Origin of the sequence: Streptomyces sp. NBC_00989, from assembly GCF_045162655.1 — a bacterium.
Taxonomy (GTDB): Bacteria; Actinomycetota; Actinomycetes; order Streptomycetales; family Streptomycetaceae; genus Streptomyces.
Map to the genome: position 1 here is coordinate 7,701,354 of NZ_CP108728.1, position 19,200 is coordinate 7,720,553.

Here is a 19,200-nt window from a genome sequence, read left to right on the forward strand (position 1 = left end):
TTCGATCTTGCCCGCACATCCCCTTCCCCGAAATGGACTACTGGTGTCTCACAGAAGCGTCGCAACGGCGCCGCCGGACGACGACGACGTCCTGCAAGCCCTCGGAATCAAGCCTGAACTGTCCCGCAAGATGGGCACGTTCGGGAATTATGCGATCAGCGTCTCGGTCATCTGCATCCTGGCCGGCGGCATGTCTCTGTTCGGGTTCGGCCTCGGTCATGGCGGACCCGTCGTCATGCTCGGAAGTTGGGTTGTGATCGGCGGACTGACGCTGCTGGTCGGTATGTCGCTGGCCGACGTGGTCTCCGCCTACCCCACCAGCGGGGGCCCCTACTTCATGGCCGAGAAGCTGGGCGGGCCGCTCTTCGGGTGGGTGACGGGCTGGCTGAACCTGCTCGGCCTGCTCGGCGCGATCGCCGGCATCGACTACGGGGCCGCGGCGTTCGTCGGAGCCTTCGCCCAGCTCCAGTGGGACATCGCCCCCACCCCGACGAGCACCATGCTGATATTCGGCGGCATCCTGCTGCTGCACGGGCTGCTCAACTCGGCAGGCGTGCGCCTGGTCAACGTCCTCAACTCGATCTCGGTGTGGTGGCAGCTCGGCGGTGTCGCCATCATTGTCGGCACACTCACCCTCGCCCCGGCCAAGCACCAGTCGGCCGGCTTCGTGTTCACGCACTTCCACAACGACACGGGCTTCTCCAGCCCCCTCTACGTCGCATGCATCGGCGCCCTTCTCGCGGGCTACACCTTCTGCGGCTACGACGCCTCCGCGCACGTGGCCGAGGAGACCAAGGACGCTCAGGTCTCCGCACCGAAGGGCATGGTCCGCTCCATCTGGGTGTCCTGGGTGGCCGGCTTCATACTCATCGCCGGTCTGCTGTCCGCCATGCAGGACTACACCGCCACCCAGAACACCGCGACCGGCGTGCCCCCGGTGCAGATCTTCCTCGACGTCCTGGGCACCGGTGGAGCCAAGGCACTGCTCCTGATCGTCATCGTGGCGATGCTGTTCTGCGGCAACGCCGAGGTCGCCGCGGCCAGCCGCATGATCTTCGCGTTCTCCCGCAGCCGCGCCCTGCCCGGCTGGAAGAGCTGGCGGCGCGTCAACTCCCGGACGAAGACACCCACGCGAGCCGTGTGGTTCGCCGCCGTCGTCCCGTTCGTGCTCGCCCTGCCGGCCCTGTGGTCGCCTGCCGCCTACGGTGCCATCACGGCGATCAACGCGGTCGGGATGATTCCCGCCTACGGCATCCCCGTCTACCTGGCCCTGCGCAAGGGCCGCGACTACCAGTCCGGTCCCTGGACCCTGGGACGCTGGCGGCGGCCGGTCGGTGTCGTCGCGGTCGCCTACGTGGTCGTCATCACCGTGGTGTTCTGCCTGCCCCAGTCAGCGCCGATCACCGGTGAGACGTTCAACTACGCCGGCGTGACACTCGCCATCGCGCTGCTGTTCGCCGCGGTCACCTGGATGACCCGCGGCAAACGGGACTACCAGCTCGCTGCCGCAGGCACCGCCCTGCGGGACGAAGCCGACGCGTTCAGTGAAGGAGGCTTCTGATGGCCACGGGGAAAACCGTCCGCCCCGCTACGCTCTGGCCGTCCGGCGCGGTCTCCGGGGAGGCGCTGCGCGAACTCGTCGAAGCACGGCGCATCACCGAGGTCATGCTCGCCCTGCCGGACATGCAGGGATGTTTGAAGGGCAAGGTCTTCAGCGCGTCGGTGTTCCTGGAGCGCATGGCCGGTGGGGCGGAGATGTGTTCCTACCTCCTGGCCACCGACACGGGCATGACCCCTCTGGATGGGTTCGAACTCACCGGCTGGACACAGGGTTTCGGCGACTTCCTTGTCACACCGGACCTGAGCACCGGCCGGGTGCTGCCCACCCGGCCCGGGACCGTCATCGTGATCGGCGACCCGGTCCAGCACGACGGCACACCCGTCCAGGTGGACCCCCGCCACATGCTCCGCACCCAGCTCGACGGTATGCGCGAGCTGGGATATGAGGTGCGGGTGGGAGTGGAGAGCGAGTTCGTTCTCCACTCGGACGGAGAATCCGGCCTGGTACCGGCGTGGAGCGGGAACCTCGACTACGCCCTCGACCTCCCGCTCGCCGCCACGTCCTTCGCCCGTCACCTCAGCGGTGCTCTGGCTGACGCGGGTATCGCCTATGAGGCGTTCAAGACGGAGGGCGCGCCGGGGCAAGCCGAGGTCACCTTCCCCTACGGTGATGTTCTCGGCGCCTGCGACCACTACGCGCTCTTCCGGCTCCTGGCCCGCGATGTCGCCGGATACGACGGCCTGGTCCCGGCCTTCATGGCAGCCCCGCAGACCGGCACCGGCAGCGGACTCCACCTGCACCTGTCCCTGTGGAACGAGCACGGCGACCCGGGATTCGACCACCACCGCGGACAGGACCTGCCGCCGCTGATGACACACGCCATCGCGGGCCTCATCTCCGCTCTGCCGCACCTGGCCCCGTTGTACTGGCCCAATCCCAACTCCTACAAGCGCCTGCGGCCGCACAGCTTCGCGCCCACCCGCTACAACTGGGGCATCGATCACCGCGGCTGCGCCGTCCGCGTCACCGGCCACGGCCGCGGCGCCCGCCTGGAAGTCCGCCTCGCCGGCTCCGACGCCAACGCCTACCTCGCCCTCACCGCCTACATCGCCGCGATGGCCCACGGCATCGAGGAGAAGCTGGAGCCCCGCCCAGCCTGCGAGGGAGACGCCTACCAGGACACCAGCACGATCCCCGTCTACGCCGACCTGGCCGACGCTCTCCAGCACTTCGAGCACAGCACCGCCGCGCACCACCTGCTCGGCAAGGACGTCGTGGGGCACTACGCCCATGCCGCCCGCGCCGACCTCGACTGGCACCGCCGCCACGTCACCGACACCGAACGACGACGCGGAATCCGCTGACTGCCTCTGCCGCCGGACGGAATTCCTTCCCCCGTGGCGGCAGAGGGTGGAACGCCCTCGTTCCCCGGACCCAACGGCGGGCGGGGAACGAGGGGCCCAACTCCCGGCCACAGGGCTGGGGGGTCTGATCCCTTGGCGGGTCCGGACCCGTCCTGGCCTCCGCAGGGTGGTTCCCGTGGAGGCCAGGACAACACCGTCGCCGGGCTCGTTGGAGAAGGCACCGCCTGCCCGCCAACTGCCCTCTCCCAGCAGCCGACCTGCTCACCCCCGAGGTGGTCGCGCACCACACGGACGCCGCCCGGCACGAACTCGCCGTCTACCGCAGGACCGTGACCGACCTCGACCTGCGCCGGGGACTCGCCACGGCCTGACGGCCCTGAACTCCCGCGCGCGGCAGCCCCGTCGTCGCCAACTGCCGCGCGCGGGCCCGCACTTCGCCGCCGAGCACACAGCCCAACTCCGTGCTCGGCGACGGGGGAGCGGACCCCCTTCGTTCCCCGGGACCAGACGGTGGCCCGGGGGACGAAGGGCCAGACCCAGACCGATCACTTCTCGACAGGACCATCTGTGACACACACCCGCTTCACCGTGCTGGACGACACCCAGCGCCATCCCGACCTGGCCGAGCGACTCGACCAGATCCTTCGCCAGGTGGCACCGACGGTGACCGAGATAACCAGCCTTCCGCTTCCCGAGAAGGTCCGCTTCCGCCTGCTGACGCCGAAGGCGTGGCGGGAAGAGACCCGACAGCACCGCATGCGCATCCTCGCCCGCGACATCGCCGACCTGGACCTGCTGCCAGCGGAGATCAGCGCCATGCGTCTCGCGCTCAAACTCGGGTCCTTCGTCCCGGTCCTGCTCTGGCCCCTGGTGCCCGCCACGACCCGAGAGGCCGCCGACGCCCGGTGGGAGACGACCACCGTCCCGCGGACCCTGCGTCACTGCGGGGTGCTGACCGAGGAACCCTTCCTCGTCCAGGTCGTGGCGAATGAACTGGTCCACCGCATGCAGGAGGAAGCCGTCGGCGGCACGGTCTGGACCAGTTTCTTTCTGCCGAAACGGGGAGTCCTCGTGTCACCGAAGAGTGTCTCGACCCTCGTGGAGGGGCACGCCACCTGGGCCGAACAGCAGACACTCCAGCGGCTGTTCGGCACAGCGGCCGATTTCCGAGACGGACCCAAGTCCTGGCGTTACCGCCTGCACAACCGGGACATCATCCGCCGCCTCGGCCCCAGCCGCGAAGCGTACGTGCAGGGCTCCCGCCTGGTTGCCCAGGTCGTCGCCGAACTCGGCACTGGCCTGGTCAACCAGATCTGGAAGGACCTGAGTCTCCTTCCCACCGAGAAGGAGATCGCCGCCCCCGCTGCTTGGATCTACCGCATCGAGCGGGGGCTTGCCAGTGCTTGATCCCCTGTCTCGTTCCGCCGCGCTCGACGGCTTATGCCGTATGGACCGCATCGCCGCCGTCGTGCTGGACCGGCTGTTCGACCTGACCCAGCAAGCCGCCCGCTTCAGCTCGGGCTCGCAGCCATGGGCGTCACTGGCCGCGTACGACGCCGACGACTTCGCGTCCTTCACCTCCGGAGGGACACCATGAGAGTTCCCCGCATCGCACTCTCTGGGCTCGTGGGCCGCCCGAGCCCTGAACCCTCCGTGCTGACCGACGCGCCGGCCCGCCAAGTGATGCGGCACGCGATCGGACTGCTGCTCCTTGCCTGCTGCTTCCCGCTGATCGTCACGGCCCTGACATCCGGCCACCTGTACGGCCTGCCGTTGTCAGTGTCGACACGGACCAGATACGCGGCGATCTGGACCCAGTTCACTGTCGCGGCAGTCATCTTCTGGTGGCTGTGCTGGCTGGTCTTCGCCAGGACCCCGCTCAGCCGCGTCACACCCCGGCAGCGACTCCTCCAGCGCGGTGCCGCAGTCCTGGCCGGAGCGGCGGGCATGTACGCAACCGCGCCGTTCCCCATCCCGCTCGCGCAAGTCGTTGGCAGCGCCGTGTTCGGCTGCGTCCTGGCCTGGTTGGCCCTCGAAGTGTGCCGAGCACACCGCGTCTCCCTACGAATCGCCCTTCCCCGTACGGCAGTTGAACGGCTCCGTGACTGGGAGATCACCCAACTAGTCCTCGCCGTATGCATTGCTGGCGGCGCTCTCAGCTTCCTGCTGCTCCACCTCATCCGCTGGACCGGGGCCGGCGTACCGGTCATGAAGGGCGGCCAGATGGCCACCCTCGGCGTCGACAACATCGGGACCCTCGCCATCGGACTGGTGTCGACGGTGGCGCTGGAGGACGTGGTGATCGTCGCCGCCACGATCGCCCTGCTGACCGCGGTACGTCGGCCCGCATGGCAGATCTACACCCTGGTCTGCGTCCCCGAAGTCCTCCTCCACGCCTACCTCGGGCTCCCCGCCATCGGCATGCTCGTGTTCGCCGCAGGCCGTGTCTGGCTGTACCGGCGGTACGGACGCCTCCTCCCCTTCATGGCCGCCCACTTCACCTTCGACCTCGTCGGCGGCGGCCTCATGCTCATGCAGGGGCTCCCCTTCTGGTACCGGCCCGCCCTGGGTCTCCTCTTCAGCCTGCTGGTCTCGTGGTTCGAATCCCTGTTGGAGAAGGCAGCAAAGCCAGCTCGTCCGGATGCACAGCCCCAGCCCGCCACCCCCGACGGTGACACCCCACAGCCGTCGGACCATCCGGACCCGGTGAGCACCCGATGACCCCCGCCTCGGTGCCCGAGGTGTCAGGCGCAGTGGTGCCGGGGCGGACTCCAACTCCTGCTGCCGGGCGACGGGTTCTTTCTCACCGTTGCCCGGCAACGAGGCACAACCGGCCCGTCGTTCCTCCGTCCCTCGGCGATGAGGGTGCGACGGACCGTGTACCGGCGAACTGCACAGACCTCCGTCCAGGCGCCCGCTGTACGGGAGGCCTGCGCGCTGGAACATGTGGCCCAGCGCGCAGACGAGCTTCGACTTGGTCGGCTCTCCAACGGCCAAGGCCGCAGCGCCCCACGTGCCGGGCCTGTTCACCCCATCGGATTCGATGTGCTCAAGGGGAAGCGTGATGCAGACCAGAATTGTGATCGCGGGCGCAGGCCCGGCAGGACTCGCGTGCGCGCGAGCGGTCACCAGCGAGCAACCCGGCGCGGAAGTACTCCTGTTGGAGGCCGGACGCGGCTACCGCCGTCGGCCCTGTCCGGTGGACCGCGGCTTGCGGTGCACGGGGTGCGGCGGTGTGTGCAACGTGATCAGCGGGTTCGGCGGCGCGATGCACTACGGGGACGGCGTCAAGCTGTCCCTGCTGCCCTCGGGCCGCCGCCTGATCAACCACTTCGGGAGCGGTCGCGCACACGAGTTGTGCGATCTCGCCTTCGACTGGCTCACCGCGCCGCTCGACGCGAAGCCGAACCCGTACAAGCAGCGCGTGTCGCCCGAGACCGCGAAGTCCTTCGTTACACACGGCCTGGAGATACGCGAGTACCCCGTCGCGGTCATCGGGGAGAGCGAGTTACGGCAGATCATCGAAGGCTGGCACGACCGGCTCGGCCCCACGGTGACACTGTGGGATCGGGCCGAACTCGTCGACGCCCAGCCGAAGGGTGACGGCCTCACCTGCACCGTACGCACCCATACCGGCCTGACCACCGTGGACACGCAGCACCTCGTACTCGCCACCGGCCGCCGCGGTGTCACCTCCACAGCGGACCTTCTGCGCCGTCTGGGCGTCCCTATGGCCGATCCCGACATCAGCGTGGGCGTCCGCTTCGAGATGAACGCCAACCGGCTGCGCGCGATCGGCATGGAGCACCCCGATCTGAAGATCAGCCAGTTCCAGGACACCGGCGAGAACAAGGTCAAGACGTTCTGTTTTTGCGGAGGCGCCAACGGCGGCCGGATCAAGTTCACCCACTACCAGGACAGCTTGGGTGATCCGGTGATCACTCTGGACGGGCACGAGACGATGGAGCGGCCCGTCGGCACCCGCCCGCTCGCGGCGAACTTCGGATTGCTGTGCCAGGCCACCGGCCGTGGAACAGCCCACGAGGCGCGGGAGTCGTTCCTGACCGCCTACCGGAAACTCGCCGGCGGACGCCCCTTCGTACAGACCCTGCGGGCCTTCCTCTCCCGCAGTAACGACGCGGAGGAGTGGGCCGTGGTCGAGGCCCGGATGCCGTTCCAGCCCTCCGTCAGGGATCTCCAGACCGGACGCGTCGACCAGCTCTTCACTCTCGGCGAGTACGCGAGCCTCACGGCCGGGTTCGAGCGGCTGATGCCGTCGATCCTCGACCACTCCGGACAGCCCACCGACCTCGAAAGCCTCCTGGACGCCGTCCTGGTGGTCGCGCCCGAACTCGAATTCCTGTGGGAGAAACCCCAACTCGACGGCGGGTGCCAGGTACCCGCTCTGCCCGTGCACGTGGTGGGGGATGCCGCCGGGATCGCTCAGGGCATAGTCCAGGGCGCCATGATGGGCGCAGCCGCAGGACAGGCGATCACCCGATGACCGCCGTCGCGCCCCGGGCGCTCACCGAATCAGGCCTTGATGCCCTCTACCCGAGGGCCGCGCTCGATCTCCCCGTCAACCCGGCCCTCCTGGCGCCGCGGCTGGCTGTGCCGCCGAAGGAGCGACGCAACCTCAGCGGCTACCGCGACTACTACGGGCCGAACATCCTCGCCGAGATCCCCGTACCCGGAGCGAGCGAGCGGCTGGCCGTCATCGACAAGGCGTGGCCCCACAGCCTCTACGACGTCATGCTCCTGGTCGCCCGGGACGACATCCTGCGCACCAGCGTCGGCGACACTCCGCCCACCGTCCTGACCGCCCTCATGGAGGCGTGCGCGCAGTTCGCTGGATACGTCTCAACTCCCAGCGTGATGGGCGAGTTCGGGCTCATGGGCAGTCAGACGTCGATCGCCTGGAACCACGACCGGACGGTCGACCGGGACAACGGCCAGTGGTGGGACAAGCGCCTGCACCTGCACTTCAACTGCTGGCCGAAGCGCGCCCACGGCAATCGCTCCCTGCGTCTTGGCGACGTCGCGGACGCGACCACCCGGCGCTCCCTCGTGGATCCGGTCGCCTACCTCGCGCACCGCGTGATCCTCGACGCCCTCACCGGCCATTCTCTTCCCGACGGATGCATCCTCCTGCCGCCCGATCCGCTGCGGGATGGCCGCGAGCACCTGCCCGTCGGTCTCAAGATCCGGCTGCCCGGCGGCTGGCCCTTCGTCACGACCCCGGAATGCCGCCGTCTGCTTCGGACCCTGCACAAGACCGCGGCGGCCACCTACCGGGATCTCCTGCTCAGCTTCACCGGCCAGGCGGAAGCGTCGCGTGACTGGCGGCGGCCGCCGTTGCTGCCCTCGTCCGACGTTCAACGCCGCCTCGCTGGCGTGCGATGGCTCACGCAAGGGTCCCGCGAGGAGCTCCTGCGACTGCGCGGGGCGCTACGTGAACTCACCTGCCGAGAGCTGGAGTTGATGCGTGCTCACCCGGACGTCGCGAACCGCTGCATGACCCTGGGCGGACTCAGCTACAACCTCGCCTTCCACTCACCCCACCCGGCCAGCCGGGAGCGCCCCCTGAGCGCCACGCCCGATCTGTATCTGGTCATGCAGTTCAAACTGATCAGCTACATCGGCAGCAGCCCCGCCGTCCACGGGGCCGTCGCCTCCGTCATCGACCGCGCTAACGGTCCCGTGATGACCGACGCCGACCGCGCTCTGCGCCGCGCCTTTCAGGCGGAGTACGTCCACCTCCTCCGTCAGGCCACCGACGGAAACACGCGGGTTCCCTCCCCCCGTACCTTCCCGACCGAGGAGTTGTGACGTGCTCGACGACGACGTTCTCCGCTATTACAACGAGGGCATGGAACAGGACCGTCTCGCCGATCCACGCCGCTCGATCGAGTTCCTGCGCACCATGGACATCCTCCACAGGCACCTGCCGCCGCCCCCGGCGAAGATCCTCGACATCGGCGGGGGCCCGGGCCGCTACGCCTTGGCCCTCGCTGCGGCCGGCTACCAGATGACGCTCGTTGACCCCGTGCCCCTCCACCTTGACCAGGCGCGTGCCGCATCGGCCAAGGCAGACTCTCCGCTCGCCGAGATCGCGGACGGAGATGCCCGGAACCTGAGGGAGCGGCCGGACCACTCCTTCGACGCGGTACTCCTCCTCGGCCCGCTCTACCACCTCGTCAAGGCGACCGACCGGGCGCGAGCCTGGACGGAAGCCTGCCGGGTCACCCGCGATGGTGGCCGGGTCATCGCCGCCGGCGTCAGCCGCTACTACACCGGCTGGGAGATGCTTTCCAAGAACAAACTCGACCTGCCCGGCACCGAAGCCCTCCTCGAACGACACATCAACAACGGCCAGCACCGCAACCCCTCCCAGGACTACGAACAGTTGTGGACCACCGCCTACCTCCACGACCCGGACGAACTGGCAGCGGAAGCCGCCGCCGCGCAATGCCGGGTGATCGCGCTCCTGGCGGTGGAAGGCCCGGCGAAACTCCTGCCGGATATCGCCGAGCGCATCCAGCACCCCGTGGGCCGCGGCCAGGTCATGCGTCTCCTGGAACGCCTGGAGGACCTGCCCACAGTCCTGGGGACTTCCGAGCACGTTCTCGCCGTCGCCGAACCCCGCTGCGCCCCACCGGTCCTTGGCCCAACCCCGCGCGCAAGCGACCTCGTTCACGCCGTTTCCCACTGGATCGACGAGCACCCTGCCAACAAGGCCCGTGACCCCGAGGCCCGGCTCTGGGGACGCGTCACCAAGACCGGCGAGGAGGTCGGAGAGGTCATCCGCGCCCTGGTGGCCGCGTTCGACCACAATCCCCGCAAGGGCCAGTCCGGGGACATGACCCAGGTGCAGGCCGAGCTGCTGGACGTAGCCATGACCGCGATGTGCGCCGTCGCGCACCTAAACGACAACGATCCAGAGGTCGACCTCATGGGCTTGCTCGCCCAGCACATCGCCGGTGTCTCAGCCCGCGCGGGAGTAGCTCCGTAACCAGAGTCCATCATCCGCCAACGGTGGCCCCCGAGCGGGAGTTGGAGAGCCACCGCCATGTCAGAGAATGCGTCAGCCCGTCGCGGTCGGCCTGCCGACGCTCATGTAGGTGAAGCCGTGACCCGCCATCGTCGGCGGGTCGAGCAGGTTACGGCCGTCGAGAATCAGCGGGCGCCGCATCACCCCACGCGCCTCGTCCCACGAAACCTGAGCCAACTCCGCCCACTCCGTGACGATGACGGCCGCGTCCACGCTGTCCAGCGCCTGCAGCACCGTCTCGTGCCGGGTCGTCGACGTCCACGGCTCGACAGCCTGGGGCTTGGCCATCGGATCCCAGCACCGCACCTCCGCGCCCTCGGCCAGCAGGCGTGCGGCGATGATCGCGCTCGGAGCCTCGCGCATGTCGTCCGTGCCCGGTTTGAAGGTCATCCCCAACAAGGCGATCTTCTTGCGGTGCAATCCGCCCAGTTCTGCCTTCAGACGCTGGATGTGGCGCCGCGTCTGGAGCTCGTTGACCTCGATGACCGACGTCAACAGCTGGAAGGGGTAACCGTTGTTGGAGGCGAGCGCACGCAGTGCGCGGCTATCCTTCGGGAAACAGGAGCCGCCGTAGCCGAGACCGGCCTTCATGAAGTGCGAGCCGATCCGAGGATCTAGGCCGATTGCGGCGGCGACCTGCGTGATGTCGGCACCGGTTGCCTCGCACACGGTAGCCAGCTCGTTCACCAGCGAAATCTTCGTCGCCAGCGCGGCGTTCGCGCCCAACTTCGTCAACTCGGCCGACGGGACGTCCATCAGGACGACGGGACCGTCGACACCGTCGTGCAACTCCGCGACGAGTTTCGCTGTCGCGTCTTCCCAGGTTCCGACGACGACACGGTCCGGGTGCATGAAGTCCGAGACTGCCTTGCCTTCGGCGGTGAACTCGGGGTTGGCGGCATAGCCGACATGTCCCAGACCTGCGTCGTCCAGCGCGGCACGGATACGCGCCCCCGTACCGACCGGCACGGTTGACTTCACGACGACCGCGGTCAGATGCGAGGCGCTCCTCAGCGCATCGATCACCGCGAAGACGCGGGACAGGTCAGCATCGCCAGACGCTGTCGGAGGCGTGTCGACACACACGTACACGACCTCGGCGTCCCGCACGGCTTCGTTCGCATCCAATGTGAAGGTCAGGCGTTCCGTGTTCCGGGCGATCATCTCGCCCAACCCCGGTTCGTAGATGGGGACTTCGCCATTGTTCAGCCGCTCGATCCGCTCCGGCACGATGTCCCGCACGGTCACCGTGTGTCCGAGCTCGGAGAGGCAGGCACCCGTCACCAAGCCGATGTATCCGGCGCCGAAGATTGCGACAGTGCGTTTCATCGTGAAGAGATCCATTCTTGCGTCGGTCGTCGACGGGGCTGCTGGAGGACGAGCAAGTAGCGAATCTCAGGTTAGCGACATGCACACCTCGCCCATGACTCTTCGATCGACGTCGCGCTTCTAGCTGACGAACTGGCTTCGTTGAAGAGGGAGTTGCCAGCACGGCCGACAGATTGCTGGCCGTGAGTACATGCGCTCGGGGCTGACGGAGAGGCTGGCAGACTCTCAACGCAACTGAGCGCCCTTAGCCACCGCTTCCTTCTCCAGTGTCAGTTCCAGCAATAGGCGGTGAACGGCCGACTCTCCTTGCCGAACTACAGCCAGAGTCCGCCTACTTACTGCACAGTCGTCCTATGTCGACGTTCTACGCCGAGGTAGCCACCGCAGAGGGGGGCTTGGACAAGGTCCTTGCAGCTGCCTGCCCCTGCCCCGGTCAAGCGAGTCCGGCACGCGCTTGTCGAGCTGGCTTGTACCTGGCCGGTAGCGGCCTTCCTGCCAGGTGCGGCCGACGAGCCCGTGGCCGAGGTGTTGCTGTGCAGGGACCCGAGCCGCACGCACGGCAGGCCGGATGCGCGGGCATGCGCCGCCGCCGTGCGCCGACCTGTTGCGGCAACCGGATGGACCCCGGTTCCTGGGCACGCACTTGACGATGTCCTTGTCGGTCTCGGCCTGCGTCAGGGATATACCGCCGGCGCGACCGAACACTCGCCCGGAGAAGTCGCCGACCAGCTTCTTGCCGCCAGCGCGACAGGATGGCAATGCCGTACGGCCCGGCTTGTGTCCGCCAGTCTCGTCGGCCACACCGTCCGCTGGTACGCGGAAGACGGTGTCGTCGTCCACGCGGAGGACCGGCTGTTACCCGCAGTCGAGAACGTCGCCCTCAGCTGCGCCCAGCACCGGTACGTCGTAACACACCTGACTGAGCAGCGCACGTACGCACTCCAACAGCATGCCGATCGCGGTTCGCCAACTTGAGTGGACGGACGGTCCTCTCCACTGGGACCGGCATCCAGTGATCGCTCCCCGCTCGTACTGGATGCTTGGCATCGGGGATGACCTGCGCGTAAACGAGACGGCAACGTGCAGCGCCGATCACCGTACGTGGATCTCGGCGCCCCCTGTGCGTTCGTGAACGCTCTTTAAGCGGCCCGGGGACGGCTACTCAGTGTTCATCTTGGCGGGTAGTGAAGGGGGTTCACAGATGTCGGCAACGCCGTTCACCATGGAGTGAAGCTGTCTACCACCTTGTCGTAGGTGGCGCGGGCGCCACGCCCCAGGCTTTCGTGGTACGTGGTGTTGATCTCATATGTCCTGGCTCCGTCACTGAAGCCGAAGTCGATCACCAGCAAACCGATCCCTCGGCTGGTGTACGTGTACTCCCAGGTCGCGGCGGGGTAGCCCTGGAAGTCGGTCTGACCCAGCCTGATCAGGTGGTGATCGTTCTTTCCTCGAAGGCTCGCGTTTGCTGCCTGCCAGGTTGGGAAAAGGTCCCCGAAGTCCTGAGTCACTGACGCGACGATCTGCTGGGTGTCGGCCGGGGAGGTGTACCGGACCGAGGTCTCGTCCTCCGTCCGCTTCCAGCCTTTGGGCGGGGTCCAGGAGAAACCGAGGGCTTCCAGGTGGGTGCCTTTGGGTGGGGCGGGGGATTCGGTCTCCGATGAATCGTAGGACGCGGGGGGGGAAGGATAGGCCGTCACCGTCTCCGTCGGCTGGGCTCCAACCTGTGAGACGGTGTCCCTCGCTGCGAGGTGCAGCGACAATGCACTGGCCAAGCTACCGAGGAACGCGGCCGCCAGTCCGACAAGGACAAGCTGGCGACGGGATTGGGCTGCACCAGCCGGGGCGGACGGAACCCTGAGCGATTGCGGCCAGGGCTGCGGAGCCGGGCTGTCTGGCACCCGGACGTACCCTTCCTGCCGGTAAGGCTCTGTCGGGACGGCCGGTATCGTACGGCGACGGGGCGCTGAGGGGCCGGTGACCGAGGGGCGTCGGGAGTCCGGACCGTGGTGCTCCGGGCGGCGAGGTATAGGGCGCTTGGCTGTTATGTGCCGAAAGGGCTGGTCCGTGGACCCGTCGGACTCCGAGCCGTCGGCGAGGGTCGGACGCTCGCCGGCGGGCCGATCGTCCAAGCCGTCCGCAGCCGTCGCGGATCTGCCGTCGGCTTGACCGTCCTCGTCGTCCGCCGTCCTCGGAGGCCCGCTGTCAGCCCGGCCTTCGTCATCTATCCAGCCTTTTCCCTGACTCACCACCGCCGGCAAGTCTTCGCCGGGCTCGGCAACCTGAAGCACAGATCGCGTCTCGCCCGCCTCGTCCGTCTCGCCCCTTCCCTCCTCCGATCCCGCGGCCACCAGCGTCACCCCCAGCAACGACGCCAAGTATCGTCGCCAAAAGGGGAGTTCCTTGTTTCGCCCATGTTCGACGAAAACCTCCGGGCCCGGAAGTCCGGAATCCGTCAGAGAGCGCCAGTAGCGGTGACGGAAGGGCTCGCGCGCCGCCGCCTTCACCTTCTCCGTGGACCTGCTCACGACTCCACCGCCTCCGCCCCCTCGACAAGGGTTCCGTTCGGGAGTGGGACGGACGACTCCTCGGCGGTGGTTCCAGGTGCTGTGCGACGGGCTCCGCTGACGGCCTCCTGGATGTTGCGCGCATCGCCCAATTGCGAGATCAGCGCCGGTGCCGAGGCGCCCACGGCGAGAGCGGCAAGTGCGCCGGTCACCTGGGAGTGAAAGGCCGCCCCGCCGCCCGCGCCAAGGGCCAGGCGGGTGATCGCGACGGTGATGTCGGCAGGTGCGTCGATGAACTTTCCGAGCCCGGGGAGCTTCTTCCTGCTCTTGGCCCGAGCTTGATGCCGGGCCTCCTGCCAGACAGCGATCCGCCTGTGGAAGGCAACCGCCTCGACCACGAGGCCACCCAGTGCGCCGTACGTGGCACACAGCGTCCACTCCATTGCGCCGTCCCCTCGGCGACGGCGGTGCCCACGATGTGCACACCGCCTGCTCACGGCTATTGCTGTTGGTGCAAGGAGCCATTGTAGGAGGCGACTTGACGTCGGTAGTGGTGTTCGCGGAACGGGAATTCAGCTTGGCGAATCCCACTGGCCGCTCACCCGCCCCCCCCGGCCGGGCGGTCGCGCCAAAGGGTCAGGGCCGCGTCGATCAGGTGGACGCGGTTGAGGGTGGGTACGGCCTCCAGGGGGTGCCACGCTGCCATGTCCGTGGAGCCGTTGGTCTCGTTGTGCAGGTCGCCGGCGATGACCTTGCCCTCGTACATGAGGCGGACGCCGTGGCGGTCCACCGGGCGTCGACCGAAGCGGCGCGGGGAAACGTGGCGGAAAGAGTCGATGCCGAGGAAGCCGGTGATCTCGATGCGGTAGCCGGTCTCCTCCTCCAGCTCCCTGACGACCGTGTCGTTGGGATGCTCGCCGTGGTCCATGCCGCCGCCGGGGAGGACCCACTCGTAGCCTCCGCCCTCGGCGGGTGAACGGGCCAGCAGGAGTTGTCCGTCACGGACGCAGACGGCGTAGGCGGCGACCGTCAGCTTTTTACGCATCCGGAGAAGCAGCGCGGTGGCTCCGGATTCGCAGGTGAGTATTCGGGGGCGGACCAGCGCAGAGGGAGCGCGGCGGGGGTCTCAATGGCCTCGTCGAGAGTGAAGCGGACCCTGCGCTTCCCATCCTCCCCGAACTCCGTCCTTGCCTCGCCTGTGAGTTGGAGGGTCGTGCCCGTCGTCTAGTCGAGGAAGAGGAGGCCCGCGCGGGGGTCGGTGAGGAGGTTGCCCAGGCTCAGGAACATGGCGTTGCCGGGGTAGTCCGGCCAGGTCAGTTCGTGGGGTGAAACTGCTTGTACGAAGCCGGAGTTGCCGCCGCGGTGGCAACTCCGGCTTCGTGTTCGTGGATGGTGGCGAGGAAGAAGGTGTCGGCCGCCGTGATGAACTCGGCCTGGGCGGGGGTGAGTTCGTCGCCGTGCCGGGCGGGTGCCGGTACGCGGTCCGTGACCGTCTCGTACGACGGGCAGTGGTGAAGTGCCCTTAGGGCAACTGGAGTTGTCGGCGCGGCCCAATAGAGTCATGGCCATGAGTACACCCACTGAAGGGCTGACGCTGGGGGCCGTCAGCGCCCTGGTCGAGCGCAAGATTCTTACCGACACCGTACGTATCAGCAGAGCGGGCGAGCCGATCTTCAACCCGGACACAGGCCAGTACGAGCCCGGCCCGCCCATCATCATCTACGAAGGACATGGCGGGGTCTTCCCGAACGGCGATCCGGGGATCGTCCTGCACCTGGAAGGCCAGGCGTACGTCGACGACTCCACGTCGAAGTACAAACTGATCACGCCTCTGGACGCCCCAGTGGCGTCGCGTGAGGACACGGTGAGCGTTGTCAACGCCGCCGACCCGGCAGCGATCGGCCGTACGTGGCGGGTCCTCGACGTCGGGCAGACCTCCACTCTGGCCGTGGTCCGCACGACGTTCCTGGACCAGAACACCCAGTCCAGTACGTCGGGCAGCACCTCGTGAGCACGCCGATCGACACCGAGGCGGAGCGGGAGAGGCTGGAGTCGACGTTGCTGGTGGACACGGTACGGATCACCCGTCCAACGGGAACTCCTCAACTCGACCTCTCGACAGGCCTCCTGGGGTCTGTGCCGGCGGAGTCGGTCTACGAGGGACCGGGAGCTGTCCTGTCCGGCCATGGACAGGTCACCGCGCAGCACGTTCTCGGGCGGGAATGGCTGGACGACACGGTCAGCTGGTATCGGCTCCTCACACCGATCTCGGCGCCCGTTCCCGTGCGGTACGACCGCGTGGAAGTTGTCGCCGCAGCGGGCGAGCACGCGGCGACAGCGAATCGGGCGTGGCAGGTCCTCGACCCGTCGGAGGCGTCCACGGTCGAGATCGTTCGGGTGACCCGTCTCGACGAGATCACCCCTCCGTAGACGGTCGGCGAACTGGGCTGTCACCGGATACCCGTAGGCTCAGATAGGTGCCAACACATCAGAGTTCAAAACCTATCTCTCTCGAGGGTGAGCCCCTGTCGGTGCGCGTCACCGGGCAGGGGCATACCGCCGTCGTGGCGATCGGCGGTCGCGATGTCTCCCGGGACCTCGCTGCATACTCACTGGCCCACCGCGCGGGCGCCGTACCGCAGATGGTCATCGAACTCTCCCCGAGATCCACGGCCACCGGTGTGTTCGAGGGCCTGGCGCACGTCGTCATCGGTGACCCGCCGGACCCTGGCCCGGCAGCGGCTGCCTTCCTGTCTGCGATCAGTCCCGCCGAACTGGAGAAGGCTGCGCTCGACCGTCACGACCTCATGGACGGCCGCCCGCACGAGCTCACCCGCGCCATGCTCGCCCTCCTGCGGGAATGGGCCCTCGGTCAGTGGGGCGAGCCGGAACCGGAAGACGGGCAGTGAGTCAGTGGCGTCATCGCGGAATCCGCACCCCAACGCCCACCCTCTTGCGGGCGCCTACTCGAACGCGTTCCAGATCGCTGCGCAGCTCGACGCCAGGGCCGCCCGCACTCTGCCCGAGGTCACCGCCGTCGTCCAGCACTACGCGATGCTGCTGGAGACCAGGATCAAGGCCAAGGCCAGCGGCAGGCCGGGACCCAACGCGCCCACGGGCGACTACCGGCGCTCCTGGACGCACGAGGTATCTACGGACGGGCTCTCTGTCACCGCGGTCGTCGGCACGAACAAGCCCCAGGCCCGGCGCCTAGAGTACGGCTTCGTAGGGGCCGACAGCCTGGGGCGCGTCTTCAACCAGCCGCCCTATCCGCACGTCGGGCCAGCTGTCGAGGAGATCCGGCCACTGTTCATCGCCGCGCTCGGCGACACGATCGACGACGACTCGTGAGTGGCCGCCACGCCGCCGGGCGACAGATCACCACCCCCGAAGGAGAAGAGGAGGAGTAGTGCCCGTCTCCGGTAGAGAGGTGTCCCTCGCGATCCAGAAGACGCTGGCCACAGCAACCGCCCGGAGCTGCGGATACGGGACTGCCCCCACGGCATCAAGTACGCCTACGGGCGCCACGATTCCCTACAGCGTCCTCTACCCGTTGGGCGTGACTACGAGCGGCCCGCCGTACGGTGACGGCGATGCTGACGCCCGCGTGCTCGTTCAGGTCACTTCGGTCGCCTCAACCGCCGAGCAGGTCGAGTGGATGGCCGACAAGGTCCGCACCGCGCTCCTCGCGCGCTTGAGCGGGACCTACGTCAACACCATCACCATCACCGGCTACATCGTGATCGACCGCGAGCTGGACAAGGAGGAAGGGATGTCTGTCAGTGGTGGCGTATACAGTTATGTGCAGCGGTACGTCCTCACTGTGACCACTCTCGGGTCCTGACGTTCCAGCTACCTCACCGCGGAGGCATCTCGCGGACGCCCGGCCACCAGGCACGGGCCGATTCCCCCTTCATGGGGACCGGCCCGGCGTGTGCGCGCTCCGGAACACCGGTTCCCGGAGAGCGAGAATCAGTGTCACAGCAGCGGTTCACCCGTCGCGGCACCACGAAGTTCTTCTTCCTGAAGGACATCGTCTCGAAGGAACTGATCCCGATCCGTCCGGAGCTCGGCGGCACCAACGGGACCGACCTGTCCCCGGCCATCAGCGACATCGAGGGCTTCGCCGTCGAGAACACCCCCATCGATACACCGGACTTGGCCACCGAGTTCACCGGCAACATCCCCGGTGAGGACAAGGCCGACAACTCCAGCCTCACCTTCTACGAGGACAAGGTCGACAACGCCCTGGAGACGCTCCTCGCCAAGGGGACCGAGGGCTACGTGGTCATCCTCCGCAAGGGCGACATCCCGGCGTCGCAGTCCATGGACATCTTCCCGGTACGCGTCGGCTCCCGGTCGAGCACGTACACCACCGCCTCCGAACCGGCGAAGTTCAAGGTCAGCTTCAACGTGACCGGCAAGCCCGTCCAGGACGTAGCCGTCCCGGCTGCGGCCTGATCGGCGGGGGTGCTGCATGACTACGACCTTCGTTGAACCGCCGGCCGATGCCGTCGCCCGCGATCCGCACTGGGCGGCCAAGATGGCCCGTCTGCGGGCCCGTCGACTTCCCGAGCGCGCCGTGTCCTTCCTCGACGACCAGGATCTGAAGCAGCGCGTGACCGACGCGGCGCTCGACATGGCCAAGGCCCGCACCAGCGCCGTTGGCCGGGCCTCCGAGATGGAGGTACCAGCCGACCAGCGTGAGAGCTGGGCACTCGCCCAACCGGAAGTGCTGGTCGCCCAGGCCGCGCTGGACGAGGCCCGGCGAGCCCTGGCAGCCGGGACCCTCAAGCTCACCTTCCGGGCTCTGCCGCGACCCGCCTGGGAGCAACTGCTTCGCGAGCACGCCCCCACAGAGGAGCAGGCGGATCTCGGCCACGAGTACAACGTCGAGACCTTCCCCGCCGCTCTCGTGTCGGCCTCCTCGGTGGACGGCATGAGCGAGGCGGAGGCGCAGGAACTCCTCGACACCTGGAGCGACGCGGACGCCAAGGCCCTGTTCACGGCCGCGCTGCTGGTCAACCAGACCATGAGGGCCGACCTGGGAAAAGGCTGATCGCCGACGCCCAGTTCAGGGCCGAGATGGAGCTGTGCCACGCCTACGGACTCCCGCACTCGCAGTTCACGGGTGCGGGGGACGGCCGGTGGACGGCTTTGGATCGGGCGAAGGCGGTGGCCCACCTCGCGTACCAGCGCAGCGTCTGCGAGACCTGCGGGACCCGGGCGGCGGAGTGGGACGAAAGCCAGGGCGGCGACCGCTTCGCGTACGTGGCCGAGCCCCACCGCTGTGTGGGCTGCGAGGTCATCGAGATGGAGCGCGAACACATTCCTGATGGACCAGATGCGCGGGGGCTCAAGATCGGGCTGAGGCCCAGAGAGGCATCCTGA

At 67.9% G+C, this 19,200-nt stretch carries 20 protein-coding genes and 1 pseudogene; 16 read left to right on the plus strand and 5 right to left on the minus strand.

What is annotated here, in order from left to right; translation table 11 throughout:
* Window positions 1–43 precede the first annotated feature (43 nt).
* From OG714_RS34400 to OG714_RS34435, 8 genes are all read left to right on the plus strand, one after another.
* Window positions 44–1,561 (plus strand): amino acid permease, encoded by a 1,518-nt coding sequence (locus OG714_RS34400; protein WP_406126896.1) that lies wholly within the window; start codon window positions 44–46, stop codon window positions 1,559–1,561.
* On the plus strand, window positions 1,561–2,925 hold the full coding sequence (locus OG714_RS34405) for a glutamine synthetase family protein (protein WP_406126897.1): 1,365 nt from the start codon (window positions 1,561–1,563) through the stop codon (window positions 2,923–2,925). The genes OG714_RS34400 and OG714_RS34405 overlap by 1 nt, the downstream gene beginning before the upstream one ends.
* 567 nt (window positions 2,926–3,492) lie before the next feature.
* Window positions 3,493–4,332, plus strand: a complete 840-nt coding sequence (locus OG714_RS34410; RefSeq protein ID WP_406126898.1) for a zinc-dependent metalloprotease — start codon at window positions 3,493–3,495, stop codon at window positions 4,330–4,332.
* A 40-nt stretch (window positions 4,333–4,372) separates the two neighbouring features.
* Window positions 4,373–4,522 (plus strand): hypothetical protein, encoded by a 150-nt coding sequence (locus OG714_RS34415; protein ID WP_406126900.1) that lies wholly within the window; start codon window positions 4,373–4,375, stop codon window positions 4,520–4,522.
* Window positions 4,519–5,646, plus strand: a complete 1,128-nt coding sequence (locus OG714_RS34420) for a hypothetical protein (RefSeq protein ID WP_406126901.1) — start codon at window positions 4,519–4,521, stop codon at window positions 5,644–5,646. The genes OG714_RS34415 and OG714_RS34420 overlap by 4 nt, the downstream gene beginning before the upstream one ends.
* Before the next feature lie 343 nt (window positions 5,647–5,989).
* Window positions 5,990–7,429, plus strand: a complete 1,440-nt coding sequence (locus OG714_RS34425) for a DNA polymerase subunit beta (protein WP_406126902.1) — start codon at window positions 5,990–5,992, stop codon at window positions 7,427–7,429.
* Window positions 7,426–8,754: a hypothetical protein gene (locus tag OG714_RS34430; RefSeq protein ID WP_406126904.1), complete on the plus strand. Its 1,329-nt coding sequence runs from the start codon at window positions 7,426–7,428 to the stop codon at window positions 8,752–8,754. The genes OG714_RS34425 and OG714_RS34430 overlap by 4 nt, the downstream gene beginning before the upstream one ends.
* A 1-nt stretch (window position 8,755) precedes the next feature.
* Window positions 8,756–9,937 carry a methyltransferase domain-containing protein gene (locus OG714_RS34435; protein ID WP_406126906.1) on the plus strand — a complete coding sequence of 394 codons (1,182 nt, stop codon included), beginning with the start codon at window positions 8,756–8,758 and terminating at the stop codon, window positions 9,935–9,937.
* A gap of 72 nt (window positions 9,938–10,009) precedes the next feature.
* Here the strand turns inward: OG714_RS34435 and OG714_RS34440 are convergent, their stop codons facing one another.
* The 5 genes and pseudogenes from OG714_RS34440 to OG714_RS34460 all read right to left on the minus strand — a co-directional run.
* Window positions 10,010–11,320, minus strand: a complete 1,311-nt coding sequence (locus tag OG714_RS34440; protein ID WP_406126908.1) for a UDP-glucose dehydrogenase family protein — start codon at window positions 11,318–11,320, stop codon at window positions 10,010–10,012.
* A 1,202-nt stretch (window positions 11,321–12,522) separates the two neighbouring features.
* Window positions 12,523–13,002 carry a hypothetical protein gene (locus OG714_RS34445; protein WP_406126910.1) on the minus strand — a complete coding sequence of 160 codons (480 nt, stop codon included), beginning with the start codon at window positions 13,000–13,002 and terminating at the stop codon, window positions 12,523–12,525.
* Window positions 13,003–13,826: 824 nt separating this feature from the next.
* Window positions 13,827–14,252 carry a hypothetical protein gene (locus tag OG714_RS34450; protein ID WP_406126912.1) on the minus strand — a complete coding sequence of 142 codons (426 nt, stop codon included), beginning with the start codon at window positions 14,250–14,252 and terminating at the stop codon, window positions 13,827–13,829.
* A gap of 155 nt (window positions 14,253–14,407) precedes the next feature.
* Window positions 14,408–14,854, minus strand: a complete 447-nt coding sequence (locus OG714_RS34455; protein ID WP_406126914.1) for an NUDIX hydrolase — start codon at window positions 14,852–14,854, stop codon at window positions 14,408–14,410.
* A pseudogene (locus tag OG714_RS34460) lies at window positions 14,839–15,320 on the minus strand (pyridoxamine 5'-phosphate oxidase family protein); the annotation flags it as partial. The pseudogene OG714_RS34460 and the gene OG714_RS34455, both read right to left, overlap by 16 nt.
* Before the next feature lie 56 nt (window positions 15,321–15,376).
* Between OG714_RS34460 and OG714_RS34465 the strand changes: the two are divergent.
* The 8 genes from OG714_RS34465 to OG714_RS34500 all read left to right on the plus strand — a co-directional run bounded on the left by OG714_RS34465 (window position 15,377) and on the right by OG714_RS34500 (window position 19,200).
* On the plus strand, window positions 15,377–15,820 hold the full coding sequence (locus OG714_RS34465; protein ID WP_406126916.1) for a DUF6093 family protein: 444 nt from the start codon (window positions 15,377–15,379) through the stop codon (window positions 15,818–15,820).
* A complete protein-coding gene (locus tag OG714_RS34470) occupies window positions 15,817–16,239 on the plus strand; it encodes a DUF6093 family protein (RefSeq protein ID WP_406126918.1) in 423 nt (140 codons plus the stop codon). The genes OG714_RS34465 and OG714_RS34470 overlap by 4 nt, the downstream gene beginning before the upstream one ends.
* A gap of 101 nt (window positions 16,240–16,340) precedes the next feature.
* A complete protein-coding gene (locus tag OG714_RS34475) occupies window positions 16,341–16,718 on the plus strand; it encodes a hypothetical protein (RefSeq protein WP_406126920.1) in 378 nt (125 codons plus the stop codon).
* A gap of 4 nt (window positions 16,719–16,722) precedes the next feature.
* A complete protein-coding gene (locus tag OG714_RS34480; RefSeq protein WP_406126922.1) occupies window positions 16,723–17,160 on the plus strand; it encodes an HK97 gp10 family phage protein in 438 nt (145 codons plus the stop codon).
* A gap of 58 nt (window positions 17,161–17,218) precedes the next feature.
* Entirely contained in the window at window positions 17,219–17,653 is a 435-nt protein-coding gene (locus OG714_RS34485; protein ID WP_043684336.1) for a hypothetical protein, read from the plus strand.
* Between the two features lie 131 nt (window positions 17,654–17,784).
* Window positions 17,785–18,270 carry a hypothetical protein gene (locus OG714_RS34490; RefSeq protein WP_266856262.1) on the plus strand — a complete coding sequence of 162 codons (486 nt, stop codon included), beginning with the start codon at window positions 17,785–17,787 and terminating at the stop codon, window positions 18,268–18,270.
* A gap of 16 nt (window positions 18,271–18,286) precedes the next feature.
* Window positions 18,287–18,868, plus strand: a complete 582-nt coding sequence (locus OG714_RS34495) for a hypothetical protein (protein WP_406126924.1) — start codon at window positions 18,287–18,289, stop codon at window positions 18,866–18,868.
* A 26-nt stretch (window positions 18,869–18,894) separates the two neighbouring features.
* Entirely contained in the window at window positions 18,895–19,200 is a 306-nt protein-coding gene (locus OG714_RS34500) for a hypothetical protein (RefSeq protein ID WP_406126926.1), read from the plus strand.

Coding starts and splice junctions, on each gene's coding strand:
- OG714_RS34405 (WP_406126897.1), top strand. CDS start 1,561: ATGGCCACGGGGAAAACCGTCCGCCCCGCTACGCTCTGGCCGTCCGGC.
- OG714_RS34415 (WP_406126900.1), top strand. CDS start 4,373: ATGGACCGCATCGCCGCCGTCGTGCTGGACCGGCTGTTCGACCTGACC.
- OG714_RS34420 (WP_406126901.1), top strand. CDS start 4,519: ATGAGAGTTCCCCGCATCGCACTCTCTGGGCTCGTGGGCCGCCCGAGC.
- OG714_RS34425 (WP_406126902.1), top strand. CDS start 5,990: ATGCAGACCAGAATTGTGATCGCGGGCGCAGGCCCGGCAGGACTCGCG.
- OG714_RS34430 (WP_406126904.1), top strand. CDS start 7,426: ATGACCGCCGTCGCGCCCCGGGCGCTCACCGAATCAGGCCTTGATGCC.
- OG714_RS34440 (WP_406126908.1), bottom strand. CDS start 11,320: ATGGATCTCTTCACGATGAAACGCACTGTCGCAATCTTCGGCGCCGGA.
- OG714_RS34450 (WP_406126912.1), bottom strand. CDS start 14,252: ATGGAGTGGACGCTGTGTGCCACGTACGGCGCACTGGGTGGCCTCGTG.
- OG714_RS34455 (WP_406126914.1), bottom strand. CDS start 14,854: ATGCGTAAAAAGCTGACGGTCGCCGCCTACGCCGTCTGCGTCCGTGAC.
- OG714_RS34465 (WP_406126916.1), top strand. CDS start 15,377: ATGAGTACACCCACTGAAGGGCTGACGCTGGGGGCCGTCAGCGCCCTG.
- OG714_RS34495 (WP_406126924.1), top strand. CDS start 18,287: ATGACTACGACCTTCGTTGAACCGCCGGCCGATGCCGTCGCCCGCGAT.
- OG714_RS34500 (WP_406126926.1), top strand. CDS start 18,895: ATGGAGCTGTGCCACGCCTACGGACTCCCGCACTCGCAGTTCACGGGT.